The organism is Blautia coccoides (assembly GCF_034355335.1).
Taxonomy (GTDB): domain Bacteria; phylum Bacillota; class Clostridia; order Lachnospirales; family Lachnospiraceae; genus Blautia; species Blautia producta.
In genome coordinates this window covers 1,648,454-1,666,427 of sequence record NZ_CP136422.1, presented here as the reverse complement: position 1 = coordinate 1,666,427, position 17,974 = coordinate 1,648,454, and the positions used below count along the sequence as shown (strand labels likewise).

The window sequence follows — 17,974 nt, the reverse complement described above, 5'->3', positions numbered from 1 at the left end:
CACATTATTTTTCTTCGGAAGTATATTTCTTATATCCGGGATGTCTTCCTGTCACGCCATATCCCTTTCTCATGGAGATCAGTCTGTCGATATTTTCCCGAGAGATTTCCTTTGCCCCGCCAAGCAGATGCGCATTCAGACTGATCTGCGCAAACAGTTCCAGGGTTTCCATCCGATAATAAGCGGTGATCACATCCGCCCCCACTGTCAGTGCTCCATGATTCTGCAGAAGCACAGCGTCGTGTTCCCCCAGATAAGGAGCGATCGCTTCCGGCACTTCATAAGTGGAGGGAGTTCCATACGGAGTTACAGGCACAGATCCCAGAGCAATCACAGTTTCAATCATGGAATATTCATCAAGAGCCTTATTCGCCACCGCAAATCCTGTGGCTACAGGCGGATGTGCATGCAGGACAGCTCCCACGTCTTTCCTCTCCTGATAACAGCGAAGATGCATCTTGATCTCTGAAGAAGGACGGCAGCCATCCTCGGCTTCCAGAATACTTCCTTCTTTGTCAATGTGCACCAGCTTTTCCGGGGTGATAAAGCTTTTGCTCATCCCCGTAGGGGTTGCCAGAAATGTCCCGTCCTCTAATTTTACGGAAACATTCCCGTCGTTTGCCGCCACCCAGCCTTTTTGCCACATTTTATGGCATACATCGCAAATCTGTTCCCTAAGCTCCATATAACTTAATTCCATTTCATTTCCTCCATTTTTGTCTCAAAAAATGTTGCTATTCACAGCCCTGCAAAAAGCGCAGTGCTGTGAATAGTAACCAGAAAATCCCTGCTGCATTTCTATGTATTCCCGCCCTACCGGACAATTGTTTTATAATGACCGTAGGCCTCCTGCCACTGCTCCGTGTCCTGTGGCTCATACACCTTCATATTCTCAGAATTTCGGATGATCCTCCGTACCTCTTTCAGATCCTTTACTTCTCCTGCAGCCACAAGCTGCATGGCCAGATTTCCATAGACCGTGGCCTCCACAGGCCCGGCGATCACAGGAATGCCGCAGGCATTGGCAGTCATCTGGCACAAAAGGGCGCTCTGGGCACCGCCGCCTACCAGGTGAACCGCCTGATAGTTCCTGCCTGTGCATGCACAGACTTCGTCCAGGACCATCCTGTATTTCAGCGCAAGGCTTTCGTCAATACAGCGCACCACCTGGCCTACACGCTCCGGAGCCTTCTGCCCTGTACGCCTGCAGAACTCCCGGATCCGGCGGGGAATATTCCCTGAGGGCACAAACTCCGGCGCATCAGGGTCCACAAAAGAGAAAAACGGCTCTGCGTCTCCTGCCATGGATTCCAGATGCCCAAAACTATATTCGCATCCCTCACGCATCCACTGTCTCCGGCTCTCCTGGATCAGCCACAGACCGATGATATTTTTCAAAAATGATGTCTTGCCGCCGCAGCCACCTTCATTTGTCATATTGCAGGCAAATGATCTTTTGTCGATCTGAGGCACATTAAGTTCTGTACCCAGCAAAGACCAGGTACCGCAGCTTAAAAACAAGAAGTCATCTGTCTCTGCCGGGACGGCAGCCATCGCACTCTGGGTATCATGGCCTGCCACTGCTATGATATCCATAGATCCCACACCCAGCTCCTTTTGGATCTCATTTCTCAGACTGCCCAGCCGGGTTCCCGGCATGAGCACCGGTTTTAATATCCGGGAGGGAAGGCCCAAACCTTCCAGTACCTCTTTGGACCAGTCTTTTTTAGCGGCATCCAGCATCTGTGTGGTTGAAGCGATGGTATACTCGCTCCCCATTTCCCCTGACAGGAAATACGAAAACAGATCCGGCATTAAAAGCATATTCTCTGCCTGTTCCAACAGCTCTTTTCTGTACTCCTGCTCTGCCATGAGCTGAAATGCTGTATTGATCTCCATAAACTGACTCCCTGTTATCTCGTAGAGCCTCTCCCTGTCCATACGCGAAAACGCCATTTTCAGCATTCCCTCTGTCCGGGAATCCCTGTAGTGGACCGGATTGGATAAAAGCATGCCGTCTTTCCCCAGCAAACCATAGTCCACGCCCCAGGTATCCACACCGATACTGCTTATATCCGCGCCTGACCTGCCCTGCATGATCCCAGCCTTTGTGATCCCTGTCTTCAGCTCATGAAAAAGCCGCAGAAAATCCCAGTACATGGTACTGTTGTTTTTTCCGTTTAAGATCACAGGCTCGTTTGCAAAGCGGTGAACCTCCTGCAGAGAAATTTTCTCCCCGTCAAAGCTGCCCAGCATCACCCTGCCGCCGGAGGCCCCGTAATCTGCTGCCAGCATCTGTTTTCCCAGCATTTTTATCTTCCTTCCTGATTTTTTCCTTCTTATTTATAAAGCGGGCCGTAAGCTGCACATGCTCTGTAGTCCTGCCCCTCTTTATCCATACCAAACGCGTTCCATGCTGCAGGACGGAAGATTTTTTCCTCCGGAACATTGTGCATAGCCACTGGAATTCTGAGCATGGAGCACATGGTGATCAAATCAGCTCCGATATGGCCATAGCTGATGGCGCCGTGGTTGGCTCCCCAGTTGTTCATCACATCGTAAGCCGTCTTAAAAGCGCCCTCTCCACTGACTCTCGGTGCAAACCATGTACACGGCCAGGTGTAATCCGTACGTTTCCAGATCGTGTCAGATACCTCGGCAGGAAGCTTGATGGTCCATCCCTCTGCGATCTGCAGCACCGGTCCCAGTCCTTTTATCAGGTTCAGCCGGATCATAGTCACTGGCATCTCCGCATCTGTCAGGAATCTGGAGGAATAACCGCCGCCGCGGAAATATCCGAAATCTGCTGCATTCCAGGTAGCTGCCTTCATAATAGCGTCCTGGTCTTCCTCTGTCACATCAAACCATGGCTTGATCACACTATTTCCGTTTTCATCCTTTGCTTCCCCGCAGGCATCCAGGCAGGCTGCGCCGGAGTTGATCAGATGTATGAAACCGCCGGCCTGCGCTGCTTTGCCCTCCAGTGTGTAGCCTGTAGCTTCCTTTACAGCTTCCGGGCTCCAGTATGTACGCACGTCTGCGAAAATCTGCGCTCTGTTGGTGAGCAGCTTCATAAACATCATTCCCAGACCATTGAGTACATCGTTCTCTGTAGCCAGAATGTACGGCTCTCTGGCTCCGTTCCAGTCAAAGGAGGTGTTCAGCATGGCTTCCGCAAAGTCCGCGTTGGGATAAAAGTCTGTCCACTGCCTCTGTCCCTGGAAGCCGGCTGCCAATGCATTGTGTCCCACCTTCTCCTCCTCGCATCCCTCGGGAAGATTCTCATTTCCGTTCATTAAATCCTTGATGATGCACATCATCTTCACTACAAATTCCCAGTCAGAATCCTTCTGTTCTCTGCTCTTCTGCACTGCCTCCGGGTTCTTGTCAAATCCCTCGATACAGTGCTCTTTTGTCCAGGCCAATGCCTTTTTATACTCTTCCTCATCATAGATGCCCTCTGCCATACGGCGGATCAATTCCACTTCATCTACAGATTCCACCCGCATTCCCAAATAAGATTCAATGAAATCCGGGTCAATGATAGAACCGCCGATCCCCATGGTTACAGAACCGATCTGCAGATAGGATTTGCCTCTCATGGATGCTGCCGCCACTGCCGCACGGCCGAAACGCAGAAGCTTTTCCCTGACATCATCGGGAATATCCGTGGCATCTGCTGCCTGTACGTCATGGCCGTAGATCCCGAATGCCGGAAGCCCCTTCTGCGCATGAGTGGCCAGCACGCTTGCCAGGTATACGGCACCCGGGCGCTCTGTCCCGTTAAATCCCCAGACTGCTTTTATGGTCTGCGGGTCCATATCCATGGTCTCTGCTCCATAACACCAGCACGGTGTCACAGTCAGCGTAATGTCAACGCCTTCCCTTCTGAATTTGTCCGCACAGGCTGCCGCCTCTGCCACACGTCCTATGGTGGTGTCCGCAAGGACAACTTTTACCGGCTCACCGTTTGAATATTTCAGATTCTCCTCCAAAAGGCGTGCGGCAGACCTTGCCATATTCATAGTCTGTTCTTCCAGGGATTCCCTCACTTTCAGATACCCTCTTCTGCCGTCAATGGTTGGTCTGATCCCGATCACAGGATATGCTCCGATCAATCTGCTTTTTGCCATTTTTCTCTACCTCCATACTTGTAATAGTTGGTTACTACCTCCCAGGACTGTGGTTGTGAATAGTAACTAATGTTCACTATAGTTTTCTTATATTCTCATCCTAAACTTGTTTCAATCATATTTCCTGTGATATAATGGCAAAAAACAGGACAATATTCACCTTTTTGAGAACTGTCAGGAGGCACCTATGCACTATCTGGATTACAATGAAAAACAGGCCCACGGCACAGCGGATTTTCCTCTTGCCTACTATTATGTGGATGAACACCACCCCCGCTATCACATGCCCTTTCACTGGCACAGGGAGACCGAACTGCTCCGTGTTCTGGAAGGACAGCTCCGCCTCAGTCTGGATGACCGGGAGTATGTGGTGAGCGCCGGGGAACTTATCTGTATCAGCGAGGGTGTCATTCACGGCGGGGAACCGGAAAACTGTATCTATGAATGCGCGGTTTTTGATCCTCAGCCCCTGCTCATGCACACCCATGCAGTCCGCAGCTACCTCTATCAGATCCAGCGCCGCCAGATACAGATACTCATGCGCTTCACAAAAAAACAGCCCGAAATCCTCACCTGCGCAGACACCCTGTATCATTCCCTGCGCAAAAAAGGCCCCGGATGGGAAATGACTTCCCTCGGAGCACTTTTTGAACTCTATGGATTGATATTTGACCGGGGATATTATACCCCCTGTGCCTCCCGTGACAATACACAGGGAAAGCTCCAGCAGTTAAAGCCTGTGCTGGAATATATTGAGCTGAATTATCAAAGCCCCATAACCCTGGAGGATTTATCCAGACTGGCCGGCATGTCCTCCAAATACTTCTGCCGTTTTTTCCGTGCGGTCATCCACAGGACGCCTATTGACTACCTGAACTATTACCGCATCGAACGGGCCTGTTATCTCATGGCTGCAGAAGGCATCTCTGTCACGGAAGCAGCCTATCAATGCGGATTCAATGACAGCAGTTATTTTGTCAGGGCTTTCAGAAAATACAGAAACGTGACACCCAGACAATATCTTAACCGTCTGGAAAGTTCTGATTAATACCTCTTTATTTTCTTGGAAGGCGTCTTTTCAAATTCTTCCTCCCTGATCTTCAGCCCGTGGATCTTTTTATAGGGGGGAAGTCCTCTGTTAAAGTTGTCGATCACTTCCTGCAGTTTTTCTCTCACATCCCTGATCCTCTTTTTTGAGGCGTATTCATAGTCCGGGAAAATCTCTGCTTCAATGACGGATTCCGTCTCCCTGACAATGATCTCCTTTACCAGCGGCGATCTGCTGATTTCATTTTCCAGCTCCTCAGGGGAAACATTTTCTCCGTTTTTCAGGATGATCAGGTTTTTCTTCCTTCCTGTCAGAAATACGAAATCATCCTGATCCACATATCCCAAATCACCGGTCTTAAGCCAGCCGTCCTCCAGAGCTTCCTCTGTCTCTGCGGGCATCTTGTAATATCCCATCATGACACTGGAACCGCGGACCCAGATTTCCTCGTCCACCACCTTTGCCTCACAGTTTGGCAGAAGCCTGCCCACAGATCCTTCTTTGGAATCCCACTCCAGGTTGGTGCTGATGACCGGTGAACACTCTGTCATTCCATATCCCTGAAGAATGGTAATCCCGTACTCGGCAAATGCCCCCACCATCTCCGGAGGAAGGTAGGCTCCGCCGCTGCATATGGTTTTTAAATTGCCGCCGAAAGCTGCCTTTGCCACCATTTTCTTCGGCAGGATGCCTGTGGACTCCTTCAGTTTTTTATAAATGGATTCGATCACCATGGGGACTAAAAGCACGATCTCAGGTTTGAACAGTTTCATATTTTTAGACACATGCATGATAGAGTCATTGATGCAGATGACCATGCCGATATAGATTCCTTTCAGGATATCCATAGTAAAGCAGTAGGCATGATGAATGGGAAGAAGTGTCATGGACACTGTGCCTGCCGGAATCTTCATATCCAGACAGACTGCATTGTCCGTCAGATTACGGTGTGTGAGCATTACCCCTTTGCTCTTTCCCGTTGTGCCTGAGGTAAATAAAATGGCGCATAGTTTGTCAGGGTCCAGTTCACAGGAAAAACTCCCGGCATGTTTTTTCAGAAGACCGGTGAGGGACAAGACCTGTTCTTTGTCCTTTTCTGCCTGCATGGAAACCATGAACCGGACTTGGGGACATTTTTCTTTTGCCATCTCTGCCACATCCCTGCGAAGCTCGTCATAGACCAGAACGCTGATATCCGCCCTGTTCAAAAGCTCGCACACATCCGCTGCCGGAAGCTGCGCATCCAGGGGGACAATCACACATCCGCTGTTGGCCGCTCCAAAATAGGCAAGGATCCACTCATATGTAGTGGGACCTATGACCGCCACGTGTTTTCCCAGCATTCCCATGCTGTCCAAAGCCCTGCAAAAAGCCTCGCTGTCTCTTTTTAAGTCCCTGAATGTCCTGGTTATCACTTCTTTTCTGACTTTATAGCGGATGGCAGGGGCATCCCCATAGGTTTCTGCCGAATAGTCAATGATATCCTTCATAGTGTTGATCTGACCGCTCATAGTTCCCCTCCTGTCTAGTCCTGAAGACTTTCGATGTAGCGTACAGCCTCTCCTACGGTTCTGATCTCCGCTGCCTGACGCTCTTCCACCTCAATGTCATATGTATCCTCCAGTTCCCCTATCATACTCATAAAGTCATAGGAGGTGAATCCCAGATCTTCCACAAACCTGGAATTCTCCGTAACTGCGTTTTTATCAACTTCCACATATTCACAGATCATATCTTTCAGCTTCTCAAACATTTCTCATATCCTCCATTCATAATCCAATCATTACACAGATTCTAAAATTTCTCCCACTGTCATATCCGGGTTTTCCACCCCTTTGAAAATGATACGGCACAGATAGTAATACAGATACTGCAGGTCCTCAAAATGCACGACACCAGTCTGGTGTTCAAAATTAAAGTTCATACCATTGTCCTCCGCCCTGTGCATAACCGTCAGGTAAAGAGCATGGGCTGCTGCCCCGTTGCTGTACCAGGCGGATTTGTACTGGATATCCTGCAGACGCTCCATCCCTTTTCCCTTCAGTGTCAAAGGCTGGTACGTCAGACTTAAGGGTTCATAGGTCTGTCCCGATCTTAATTTGTAATACTTATTCCTGTACGCATAATAGGCTGTCGGGTCATAGTTTGCATGACGGAAGATCCGGTTCTGCCCGTCCCTGATCTTTTTAAGGCCTTCCATAAAGGTATCACCTTTTTCCACCACTGTGCGGAACGGGAAGCAGTGTATCCTGGTACCTCCGCATCTCTTTTCCGACAAAGTGGCTCTTCTTGCCACTGTGGTGTTGATGGAAACATCATCATTGCCGTTCACCTTTTGCAGATACGTGCGCAGTCCCATCATCAGCAGACATACCATGGAAATGTGATGTTCCTCACAGAACTGCATCAGCCGCTTAGAGGGGTCTGCCTCCAGTTGAAATGTGATAATGTTGGCATCCACATTGTCTGAGACATTGGTGACTGCCCTGATATCCGGATTTTTTTCCTTTTCCCGTTCTGCCTTCAGCTTACCCGGGCCAAAAATACTGTTAAAAATAGGTTCGGAGGAGGAAATCATCTTCTCAAAGAACTCCGTGTCACGTTTCTTTGCCCTGGAATCCGCCTCATACTCCAGGTCCTTTTTAAGCTGCTCTATGTATGATTTCATCTCCTTCGGATATTCCATGCCTTCATATTTCATGTTGGCATATATCTCTATGACATCCTTGAGAAATAGGATCAGGGACTGGGCATCCATGGTCATATGGTCCACCAGCAGATAGATACCCTGGAATCCATCCGGCGTGATGATCATAACTACCCGGTTTAAAGGGGAATCAAATCTTTCAAAAGGCACGGAAGTCCACTCCTTCATCTTATCTTCTGCATGGCACTCCTGCCATCCGGTAAAATCAAAGAATTCAATATCCCTCTCCTCCCGGTCAGCAATGTACTGATACACCCCGCCGTCTTCATCCTGTGTAAAGCGCAGACGCATGGACTCGCATCTGGCATAAGCCTGGTATACAGCCTCCTTCAGTGCTCCAAAATCCAGACTCTGCTGAATAGTAAGACTGGTACCGATATTCAGCACCTGCTTTTTCGGACAGTATTTCTGATAGAAAAAGTGCAGCTTCTGGGCTGCTGTCAGCGGATACAGTGGTTTGCCGAATTTCTCTTTCATATGTCAAACTCCTCTCTTAGATCAGACGGGAACCGAATCCCCGGTGCTTCCCTCTCCGGTTACATCAGATACATAAATACTTTTTCCTGCAGGCGCCCAGGCCTCCCCTGCCGTCTCCAGAAACTCTGTCAGCTTCTGTTCGTAAAGCGCCTGTTCTTTATAGAAGGCTTCCACATGGCCTGCTCCGTGTACGATCAGCATATCTTTCTTGGACGCACAGTTTTCATAAATCTCATAGCACATTCTGCACGGAACAAAAGTATCCGCATCCCCATGGATAAAGAGTATGGGAACCTTCGCTCTCTTTACTTCCTCGGACGCACTGCACTGCTTCAGCCCGTATCCTGCCTTCTTTCTGCACATGCTGTCTGACAGTTTCAGGATCGGATAAGCCGGCAGATGGTATTGGTCCTTCAGTACATGGGCAAATACATCCCAGGCAGTGGTAAAGGCGCAGTCCGAGACAATCCCTCTCACCTGAGGCGGAAGCTTCAGCCCGCTTGCCATGAGAACCGTGGATGCTCCCATGGAAGTGCCGTGAAGCCATATCTGGCAGCCGCTGCCAAAACGCTTGACTGCGTACGTTATCCAGAGAAGCGCATCCTCCCTGTCCAGACACCCAAATCCAATGTACGTCCCTTCGCTGTCCCCGTGTGCCCTTTCATCCACCAGAAGCATCTGATATCCTCTGGGCAGGTAATAGTTGGACAATCCGATGTAATCACTCATGCCCTTGCTGGTATATCCGTGAAAACAGATCACAAGCTTCCCGCTTCCCTGCCCCGGAAAATACGTTCCGTGAAGCTTCAGGCCGTCACCGGATCTGATATACACATCCTCCCGCTCCTGTTCCAGCATCCACTGTTTCATCTTCCCTATCTCAGGTATATAGAGGTCCCAGTTCGTCCCCGCCATATCCATGGTTCTCTTGGTGGCGGCATTCTGCCGAAGCATGGTCCGCCTGAAAAAATAAGATGCAATTCCGTATTCCCCTGCAGCAGCCAGTGCCCCTGCTCCCAGTAACAAGCTCCATCCATTCATAGATACTCCTCCTATCTTCGCGTCTGCCTGCGCATCCGCGTTGAATGGCCATCAGTTACCTATTTCTTCTATTTTTTCAGCAGTCTTCTGACTGTTTTTTTGGCTGTCTTTTCTTCTGTTTTCTGTGCTACCTTTTCCACTACCTTCTGCGATTCCTTTTCCACTGCCTTCTGCAGTTCCTTTTCCACTGCCTTCTGCGGTTCCTTTTCCTCTGCTTTCTGCGGTTCCTTTTCCTCTGCTTTCTGCTGTCTCTTTTCCTCCGCTTTCTGCTGTCTCTTTTCCTCCGCCTTCATCTTCTTTTTTTCTCTGCCTGCCTGTTTTGAGAAGCTCTGAATCAGCAGAGCTTTATCAAAGCTGCCCTCTACCTGCAGTTTTCCCAGTGTGAATGCTGCGACGGCATCCATGGTGCCGCTTGCAATACTCAGAAGTGTATCGGCTGTAGTAGTGAACAGCACATCCCTGTCGTAATATTCATATGGCTCTATGTACAGCTTTCCCTCCAAAACCTCCGCATAAAAGGCTCCCTCAGCCTCTCCCCGGATGTTAAACTGATAGGCAATGTGCTCCTTGATCCCGCTCACATCTGCCTGCATAAAAATTCCCCTGATCTCACTCACTAATTCCTGATATGTCATCTGTTTTTTTCCTCCCAACATATTTCGCCATTTTTCGACCACCGGTCGAATTCAGGTTGTAAACAAGATACCACTTTTTCGACCAGTAGTCAAGTTTACATTTCTGTGCTAAAATGTTACTATCAAAGAAAAACGGAGAAAGGTATTTATGCAAAACAATAGAAAAAAGGACATGATCCTGGATGCAATGCAAAGATTGATGAACCGATCCAGCGCTCAGTCCATATCTGTCAGCGATGTTGCCAAAGAAGCGGGGATCGGAAAGGGGAGTATCTACTATTATTTCAAATCAAAGGAGGAAATTCTTGAGGCTGTCATTGAGCGCTCTTACTCCGCTGCCATTGCAAAGGCAAAAAATCTGCTGGAAACCCCTGATATGGAGGCCCTGACCAAAATGGAGATTATTTTCCGCACCTGCCGGGAATCCTCCATGGAGCTTCTGCGCCAGGAATCCAATAATTTTTTTGAGCTGCAGCAAAGCGCTCTTCTGCATCAGCAGTACATACGTATCATGGTGAGAAATCTGCGCCCTATCCTGGCAGACATAATCCGCCAGGGCAACCGCGAGGGGTCTATGCACTGCAAATCCCCGGAGGAGGTATCGGAGATCGTGCTTATCATCCTTACCATCAAACTGGACAATCACCTCACAAGAGACAGCCGGGAGCACACCCAAAAGACACTGGATGTATTTTCCTATATGCTGGAAACCAGTTTTCATATTGAAAAAGGAAAACTGGATTATCTGTGGACGGACTGAGATGCCAAAGACCAAAATAAAAAAAGTATACAGACCGGACTCCACCTCCGGCTGTATACTCTTTTTATTATCTCACAGCTTCTATAAAAGTTGCTCCTTCTATAGAATCCGGCACATTTACCTTAGAAAATCCTGCCTGTAAAAGCAGTTCTGTCTCATGCTCCAACGTCAGTGGAATATCAAAATGCACAAACTGTTCCTCTGAAATTCCACCTGCCTTTCGTTTTCTCTCACACTCCCGGCGCAGAAGATTTTCTTCCTCCTCACAGCAGGCGATATAATCCGCTTCCAGGAACCTTCCTCCGGGCTTCAGCGCTGCCCTGATCTTTTCAAAGAGCAGCCTCTTCTTCCCAGGCAGGAAATGGTGCAGAGACTCAAAAGAAATCACCATATCATAGCAGCTCTCCCCAAAAGATTCCTGAAAATAATCCCCGCAGACAAGAGTAATATCCTTTTCCCTGTATTTGTGTCTCAGCCGTTCCAGCATGGTACTGCACAAATCTATCCCTGTCACCTGGATATGGGGATACTTACTGAAGATAGATTCCAGCTCCAAGCCCGTCCCGCATCCCAAATCCAGCATTCTTTTTGTGTCACGGTCTATCCAGCCGGGGATTCTTGCGTAAGCCTCCCTCCAGGTCTGCATCCGTTCCTCATAAGACCCAATGCGCCGCTGAAAAAATCCTGCCATCTCCTCAAGAGGTGTATCTTTTTCCTGCTCCAGCCACTCCCGCAGTTCCCGCATATATTGTTCCATGTCTTCCCTTATCACTACAGCCATTCTTGATCTCCTCCCTGTATTTCTTTTCGGTATTCTTCTATTGTACAGGCCGTACTGCCGGAAATCCACCTCACAAACAATTCTATTTATATTTGATCTTCTCTCCTTCAGATCCGCAACGATCCGTCTGGCAAGCGCCCGGTGATCCACATCAACGACCATCTCAGAACCCAGAATCTCTTTTATCCCGCTGCTCATGAATTCCGTCACCTTTTCCCTGCCTTTTGGGGGCGCATAAACGCCGTGATAAGAATTCATTAGATTTTTATTCTGCCTTTATTTCTCTCTCCAGCAAATCCCGCTCAATCTGCGGATACATCTTATCCAGCTTATATACCAGCAGGATCAGCACTGCTGCGCTCCACACAATGATGGGACCAAACTGATAGATCTTTCCGATCGTCCTCACAGCGGACTCCGGCTGCACCACCTGTGCCCCGGTTGAGCTGATATAGCCGCTCAATGTCATCAGGCCTGTCATTATAGCGCTTGTGATACCGGTTCCCACCTTGAATCCCAGACTTGCACCGCCGAATACAAGACTTTCCTGGCGGAATCCATTTTTCCAGCAGCCATACTCCACCACATCTCCCAACATGCCGAAAATAGTGGCTGAGAGCTGGGAGGCTCCGATAGAACGGATGAGTGTCACGAAAAACAACCATTGGAAATTATAAGGGTTGGCCAGCACCAGAAGTTGTGAACCGACTGCTATAAGGCAGCCCGCCAGGGTGACATTTCTTTTCCCCCATCTTTTGATCAGAAACGGGCAGACTGCTGCGCCGCCGATCATGCACACAGTTTCCAGAAAATACAGGGTGCTGTACATCCAAGTGTCATTTCCAAAGATATATTTACAGTAATACGGCAGATCTGTTCCGACAATCGTCATATGGATGACCTGAATAGACCACAGCCCAAGCACGCACCAGAAATACTTGTTTGTCACCAGAGCCTTTATGTTCACCCCGACGGAACGCTTTTCCTCTTTTTTCGCCTCTGTCACCACAGTCTCCTCACACCGGAAGAAACAGTACAACAGCAGCGCTACAGCAATGGCGACCCAGATACACATAGTCTTAACCCATGCAGACTGGTCATTTCCAAACACTTTCACAAGAGGCATAGTAAAAGTCACTGAGATGATACGCCCCACCGGTGACAGGATCATCCGGAAAATGGAAAGCAGATCCTGCTGATAAGAATCCCTGGTCATCATGGTGGAAAGTGAACCGTAAGGCACATTGATAGCCGTATAAATAACTGTTGTGGTCAGATTATAAGTGACAAATATGTAGATTCCTTTTAAAAAGTCTGTAGTGTGCGGCACTGTAAACATAAGGATCGCCGCTATGGCATAGGGAACCGTCATCCACAGGATCCATGGTCTTGATTTTCCCCATTTTGACTTTGTCCTGTCCACTAAAAATCCCATAATCAGATCTGAACTGCCGTCAAATACTCTTGACACCAGCATGACAATACCGATGGTCACCGGTGAAATCCCCGCATAATCTGTATAAAACAATGTCAGCAGCGTGGATATCATTCCATACACAATATTACAGGCCGTATCCCCGCATCCGTAAGCTACTCTCGTCCCAAAGGTTATCTTCTTCTTCATAATGACCTCCCCGCCACATGATCTCTCAATTTATTTTTCAGCACGCTTCCATGATCGCCTTCACAGCCGAAGCTGTATCTGTCAGCGGAAACAATTCATAACCCACATATCCTGTATAACCGCACGCTTCTAAATGACGCAGTACCTTTTTATAATTGATCTCTCCCGTTCCCGGTTCATGACGCCCCGGAGCGTCGGCCACATGGATATGTCCGAACTGGTCTTTGTAATTGGAGATGGTATCACAGATACATCCTTCATTTATCTGCATATGATACACGTCGTAGAGGAGCTTTAATCTCGGTGAGCCGATGAGCCGGCAGATTTCGGCGCCCATCTGTGTGTGTTCAAGAAAGTTTCCGACATGGTCTGTAGTAATATTCAGAGCTTCCAGGTTCAGGTTTATCCCTTCTTTTTCTGCCACTTTCACGCAGTCCAGAAGGGTACGGTACATGGAACAGAGCTTCACCGTGTGGGAAAGATCATCATAGTGGTTTACCACAATCCCTCCGTCTCCCAGGGCATTGGAATGAACGGTCACACTGCCGGCCCCCACAGCTTTCGCTGCACGGATGGACTCTTTCAGATATTCTACATACTTTTCTCTGTGATCCGGATCAACCAGGGAATAGTCCGCATCTCCGTTAAAGCCACTGACAGAAATCCCGGCCTCATCTGCTGCTTTCTTTGTGGCTTTCAGATCACGGGTTCTCCAGTCCCAGAACTCCACAGCGTCAAATCCATCCTTCTTTGCTGCCCCGAATCTCTCCTCCCAGGGCAGTTCTGTATACAGAGTATCAATACAGGCACATTTTCTCAGACTCATCTTCCCTCTACCTCCTCAATCTTTACAGGTCTTCCCTCTTTCAGGGATTTTGTGGCCGCCGCTGCCATCAGTACCGGATACAGTCCATCCATCCCGGTAACCGGTGTCTCCTTATCATTTTCCACAGCATCTGCGAATGCCTGAATTTCTGATACAAATGCACCTGTATAGCGGTCCCACATCACCTTATATGTATTCTCACAACTGGTTCCCACGGCATCTGAGAGTTTAACTGTATTCGGCACATCATTTTCATTGCGGGCACATCCTTCGGAACCGAACACTTCCACTCTCTGATCATACCCATAGACAGCCTTTCTGCTGTTGTCAATGGTTGCGATGATCCCGTTGTCAAACTTCAGCACGACAACAGCCGTATCCACGTCTCCCGCTTCCCCGATAGCTGGGTCGATCAGCACAGAGCCTGCTGCCATAACCTCGGTTACCTCAGCACCTCCTGCCAGAAAACGGGCCATATCAAAATCGTGGATCATCATATCATAAAAAATCCCGCCGGACACCTTCACATATTCAATGGCAGGTGGCTCCGGGTCTCTTGAGCTAATTTTGATCATCTGCACTTTCCCCACTCTGCCGGACTGCACCATGTCATAAACCCCTCTGTGATTATGGTCAAATCTGCGGCAGAATCCAATCTGCAGCTTCACACCTGCATCCTCTGCAGTCTGGATCGCTTCTCTTACTTTGTCCAAATCGTAGTCTATCGGTTTTTCACAAAAAATATGTTTTCCTGCCCTGGCTGCTTCTATAATATATTTAGAGTGCGTATCTGTGGAAGAACAGATCAAAACTGCCTCGATCTCCTCATCCTGAAAAATGTCCTCCGCATTCTTTGTCACGTTCTGCACACCGCATTTTCTCAGAAACTTCTCTGTCTCCTCATTCATAAAAGGGTCCGCAACTGTCTTGATCTCCACCTCCGGCACAAACATAGATATATTCTTTGCATGTACCTTTCCGATTCTGCCTGCTCCGATAATTCCTGCTTTCATCTCAATACGCTCCTTTACTCTCCATCATTTTGTTTTCGCCCGCCTGCTTCAGTTGGCCCGAACACGGACGCACAGGACTGCATCTCAGCACATCCTCTGTTGCTGTCTTCATTTTCCTTTTGTGCTTTTGCATCTTATGTGCTTTTGCACTTATAATTATAGGAGAGACTATGTGCTTTGTCAACATTTCCGCCTTTGTTTTTTCATTTTTAGCTACATTTCACAAATTTGTGCTTTTGAACACCCCATTTTATCAGGTCTTACCGCTTTTTCTTTTGTTAAACTTAGCCAATTCCCCTATTTACAATCCTCTCCTCCATATGATAGAATTCATTTATAAAATAAAAATGTCATCCACGTGCAATAGCACGCGCATATAAACAGGAGGAATCATGATAAACAAAAAGCCAACTATACAAATGGTTGCTGACAAAGCGGGAGTTTCCCGGGGAACAGTCGACCGGGTTCTCAACAACCGTTCCCATGTAAGTCCTGATGTTTACGAAAGAGTCATGGCCGCCATTCAGGAGACAGGCTATCTCACTCCCAGGAGCACCTATCAGAAAACTCTGTTCGGCCAGGGATTCCCGCCGATCAAGCTTGGCGTGCTCCTGCCCAACTGGACCGGTCACTTCCGCTGGGAGATCATGCGCGGCATCGAAGCTGCCCAGGCAGAGCTTACCGATTTCCATGTAAAGATCCTGGTAGAAGAATGTGAAACTGATATTCCGGAGGAAAGTATCGAAAAGCTGGACGCTCTCTTGAAAGAAGGCATTCAGGGCGCAGCCGTCTGTACCATGAACGACTCGTCTATTGAGGAGAAGATCCGATCCCTTACAGAAAAAGACATTCCGGTCATTACTTTTAACAGCGATCTCCCCGGCACTGACAGACTCTGCTTTATTGGTCAGGACTATACAAAAAGCGGCCGGATCGCCGCCGAACTCATGAGCAAATGCATTCCCCCATCCGGCAAAATACTTGCCGCGGCCGGCAACCTGGAATTCGACGGGCACCGTGCCCGCCTGGACGGTTTCCGCACCCGCATGGCTGAGATTGGTTTCCCACAGGACCAGATCCAGGTCATAGAAACCTACAATAACTATCAGCTCACCTACAAAAAAGTCCTGGAGGCTCTTCAGACGGACGACTCCATAAAAGCTATCTATATGGCAAACCGCAGTGTAGCCGGCTGTACCAAAGCAGTGGAAACCGCACAAAAAAAAGGAAAGATCCGTATCATCTGCCACGACATGTCAGAACATACAAGATCTCTCCTTCTGGATGGAACCATAGACTTTTCCATCTCCCAGGACCTTCACCGCCAGGGGTACCTTCCCTTGATATATTTAAGGGACTATCTTCACAAACAAAAGCTTCCGCCTGCCCAGGATACTGCTGCCAATATCTCCATCCTCTGTTCACAAAACCTGTAACAGCGCAGCGTCGGCAGTGTGAACCGGCTGAAGGTTCGCACTGCCTTCATATCATATTATTCTTCTCTTATCCTCTTCCGGTTCACCCAAAAGAAATATCCCACACATAAAATAATCTGCACCGCTGAAGAACAAGGCGTGGCCAGTCCCACACCAAACAACGAAACCGGCACCATTCGGCTCATAAGAAACGATACCGGGATCCTCACCCCAAAAGCCCCCACGATTCCCTGCACCATCACAAACAATGTCTTCCCGCAACCGTTAAAATATCCGATCATACAAAACATTACGGAGACCAGCAGGCAGTCAATGGCATACGCCTTCAAATATTCTGCTGAAGCCGCAATAACCTCTGCATCCCTGGCAAAGATCCCTGACAGGATATCCCCGTGGAAAAACGCGCCATAAGCCATCAGGACTCCCACTGCCAGCGACATTCCGATTCCGCACAGAAGGGCCTTCTTTGCCCTTCCGGATTCCCCTGCCCCCATATTCTGGGAAACGAATGCTGCCATAGACTGATTAAAGGCAGACGGCACAAGCATGATAAACCCACACAGCTTCTCCGCCACGCCCACCCCGGCTGACGGTATCACACCCAGCGAATTGACGATAGCTGTGATCGCCAGAAATGAAATTCCTACCAACACATCCTGAAACGCAATGGGGAATCCCAGCCGAAACACTTCTCCCATCCGTTTCCTGTCAAATACAATGTCCCTTTTATGAAATACAAACGGAAATTTTCTCTTTCTGATGATCTGAAGCGAGATCACCACACTCAGCACTTGGGCAAGCACTGTGGCAATGGCAGCTCCCGCAGTGGCCATGCCCAAAACACCCACCAGCAGCAAATCTCCGGCTATGTTAAATACACAGGCAATAGCCACTGTAAGAAGCGGCATCCTGGAATCCCCAAGTCCTCTGAAAATACTTCCGATGACATTATATGCCACAATAAATAAAGCTCCGGCCGAGCATATCCTCACATAAGAGACTGTTGCGTCAAACGCCTCCGGCGGTGTCTGCATGATCCTTGCAATGGGCACTGCAAAAGCTTCCATGACAACAGTTATCACTACACCGATGACAATGAAAAGCATGATGCTTGCCCCAATGATCTTTCCGCCTTCCTCAGCTCTTCCCTCACCGATTTTTCTTCCCAGTAAAATCGTAGTTCCCATGGCGATTCCCACCACAAACGCTGTGATAAGCTGCATCAGCCAGCTTCCCGTAGAAACAGCCGAGACATCAGCCGCCTGGGCGAACTGTCCCACGACCAGCATGTCCACCGCCCCATACATGGTCTGCAGAAAAATAGCTGCCAGCACCGGCAGAGCGAACTTAACAAGCGGCATCAGGATTTTTCCTTTTGTAAAATTCTGTCCTTGACTCATACTCTCATTTTTCTCCTTTTGCTCGTAATGTACATTCCACGGAGGCTTTCACACTATAATGGGCCATAAACCCACACAAAAAACCGGATAAGA

16 protein-coding genes are annotated in these 17,974 nt (G+C 48.6%); 3 read left to right on the top strand and 13 right to left on the bottom strand.

Annotated features, from left to right (window positions below; genetic code table 11):
- Nucleotides 1-4: 4 nt before the first annotated feature.
- The 3 genes from BLCOC_RS07270 to BLCOC_RS07260 all read right to left on the bottom strand — a co-directional run bounded on the left by BLCOC_RS07270 (nt 5) and on the right by BLCOC_RS07260 (nt 4,133).
- Nucleotides 5-700 carry a class II aldolase/adducin family protein gene (locus BLCOC_RS07270; RefSeq protein ID WP_115624872.1) on the bottom strand — a complete coding sequence of 232 codons (696 nt, stop codon included), beginning with the start codon at nt 698-700 and terminating at the stop codon, nt 5-7.
- 113 nt (nt 701-813) lie between these two features.
- A complete protein-coding gene (locus BLCOC_RS07265) occupies nt 814-2,310 on the bottom strand; it encodes a rhamnulokinase (protein WP_115624871.1) in 1,497 nt (498 codons plus the stop codon).
- A 29-nt stretch (nt 2,311-2,339) separates the two neighbouring features.
- On the bottom strand, nt 2,340-4,133 hold the full coding sequence (locus BLCOC_RS07260) for an L-fucose isomerase (protein ID WP_018593827.1): 1,794 nt from the start codon (nt 4,131-4,133) through the stop codon (nt 2,340-2,342).
- A gap of 187 nt (nt 4,134-4,320) precedes the next feature.
- On the opposite strand from BLCOC_RS07260, the gene BLCOC_RS07255 reads away from it, so the two are divergent.
- On the top strand, nt 4,321-5,181 hold the full coding sequence (locus BLCOC_RS07255; RefSeq protein WP_029470011.1) for an AraC family transcriptional regulator: 861 nt from the start codon (nt 4,321-4,323) through the stop codon (nt 5,179-5,181).
- On the opposite strand, the gene BLCOC_RS07250 is transcribed toward BLCOC_RS07255, so the two are convergent.
- The 5 genes from BLCOC_RS07250 to BLCOC_RS07230 form a co-directional block, all read right to left on the bottom strand.
- Complete coding sequence (locus BLCOC_RS07250; RefSeq protein WP_115624870.1) at nt 5,178-6,692, bottom strand: AMP-dependent synthetase/ligase; 1,515 nt, start codon at nt 6,690-6,692, stop codon at nt 5,178-5,180. The two genes, BLCOC_RS07255 and BLCOC_RS07250, sit on opposite strands and share 4 nt — an antisense overlap.
- A 14-nt stretch (nt 6,693-6,706) precedes the next feature.
- On the bottom strand, nt 6,707-6,934 hold the full coding sequence (gene acpP, locus BLCOC_RS07245; protein ID WP_029470013.1) for an acyl carrier protein: 228 nt from the start codon (nt 6,932-6,934) through the stop codon (nt 6,707-6,709).
- Nucleotides 6,935-6,964: 30 nt separating this feature from the next.
- The gene (locus tag BLCOC_RS07240; RefSeq protein ID WP_115624869.1) at nt 6,965-8,365 is read right to left on the bottom strand and encodes a condensation domain-containing protein; all 1,401 of its coding nucleotides are present in this window, start codon (nt 8,363-8,365) and stop codon (nt 6,965-6,967) included.
- Nucleotides 8,366-8,386: 21 nt separating this feature from the next.
- Nucleotides 8,387-9,406, bottom strand: coding sequence for an alpha/beta hydrolase (locus BLCOC_RS07235; protein WP_018593832.1), 1,020 nt, complete (start codon nt 9,404-9,406; stop codon nt 8,387-8,389).
- A 68-nt stretch (nt 9,407-9,474) separates the two neighbouring features.
- Entirely contained in the window at nt 9,475-10,041 is a 567-nt protein-coding gene (locus tag BLCOC_RS07230) for an SCP2 sterol-binding domain-containing protein (RefSeq protein ID WP_115624868.1), read from the bottom strand.
- Between the two features lie 148 nt (nt 10,042-10,189).
- Here BLCOC_RS07230 and BLCOC_RS07225 point away from each other — a divergent pair, with 148 nt between their 5' ends.
- Nucleotides 10,190-10,801 (top strand): TetR/AcrR family transcriptional regulator, encoded by a 612-nt coding sequence (locus BLCOC_RS07225; RefSeq protein ID WP_018593834.1) that lies wholly within the window; start codon nt 10,190-10,192, stop codon nt 10,799-10,801.
- 67 nt (nt 10,802-10,868) lie between these two features.
- Here BLCOC_RS07225 and BLCOC_RS07220 read toward each other — a convergent pair whose 3' ends face one another.
- From BLCOC_RS07220 to iolG, 4 genes are read right to left on the bottom strand one after another with little or no spacing between them, the layout of a single operon-like run.
- Nucleotides 10,869-11,840 carry a class I SAM-dependent methyltransferase gene (locus BLCOC_RS07220; protein WP_018593835.1) on the bottom strand — a complete coding sequence of 324 codons (972 nt, stop codon included), beginning with the start codon at nt 11,838-11,840 and terminating at the stop codon, nt 10,869-10,871.
- Nucleotides 11,841-11,847: 7 nt separating this feature from the next.
- Entirely contained in the window at nt 11,848-13,206 is a 1,359-nt protein-coding gene (locus BLCOC_RS07215) for an MFS transporter (protein WP_018593836.1), read from the bottom strand.
- Between the two features lie 37 nt (nt 13,207-13,243).
- A complete protein-coding gene (locus BLCOC_RS07210; RefSeq protein ID WP_018593837.1) occupies nt 13,244-14,032 on the bottom strand; it encodes a hydroxypyruvate isomerase family protein in 789 nt (262 codons plus the stop codon).
- On the bottom strand, nt 14,029-15,045 hold the full coding sequence (gene iolG, locus BLCOC_RS07205; RefSeq protein ID WP_018593838.1) for an inositol 2-dehydrogenase: 1,017 nt from the start codon (nt 15,043-15,045) through the stop codon (nt 14,029-14,031). Before iolG ends, BLCOC_RS07210 begins: the two co-directional genes overlap by 4 nt.
- Nucleotides 15,046-15,437: 392 nt before the next feature.
- Here iolG and BLCOC_RS07200 point away from each other — a divergent pair, with 392 nt between their 5' ends.
- Nucleotides 15,438-16,481, top strand: a complete 1,044-nt coding sequence (locus tag BLCOC_RS07200) for a LacI family DNA-binding transcriptional regulator (RefSeq protein ID WP_226984970.1) — start codon at nt 15,438-15,440, stop codon at nt 16,479-16,481.
- A gap of 56 nt (nt 16,482-16,537) precedes the next feature.
- Here BLCOC_RS07200 and BLCOC_RS07195 read toward each other — a convergent pair whose 3' ends face one another.
- The gene (locus BLCOC_RS07195) at nt 16,538-17,881 is read right to left on the bottom strand and encodes an MATE family efflux transporter (RefSeq protein ID WP_029470020.1); all 1,344 of its coding nucleotides are present in this window, start codon (nt 17,879-17,881) and stop codon (nt 16,538-16,540) included.
- Nucleotides 17,882-17,974: the final 93 nt, after the last annotated feature.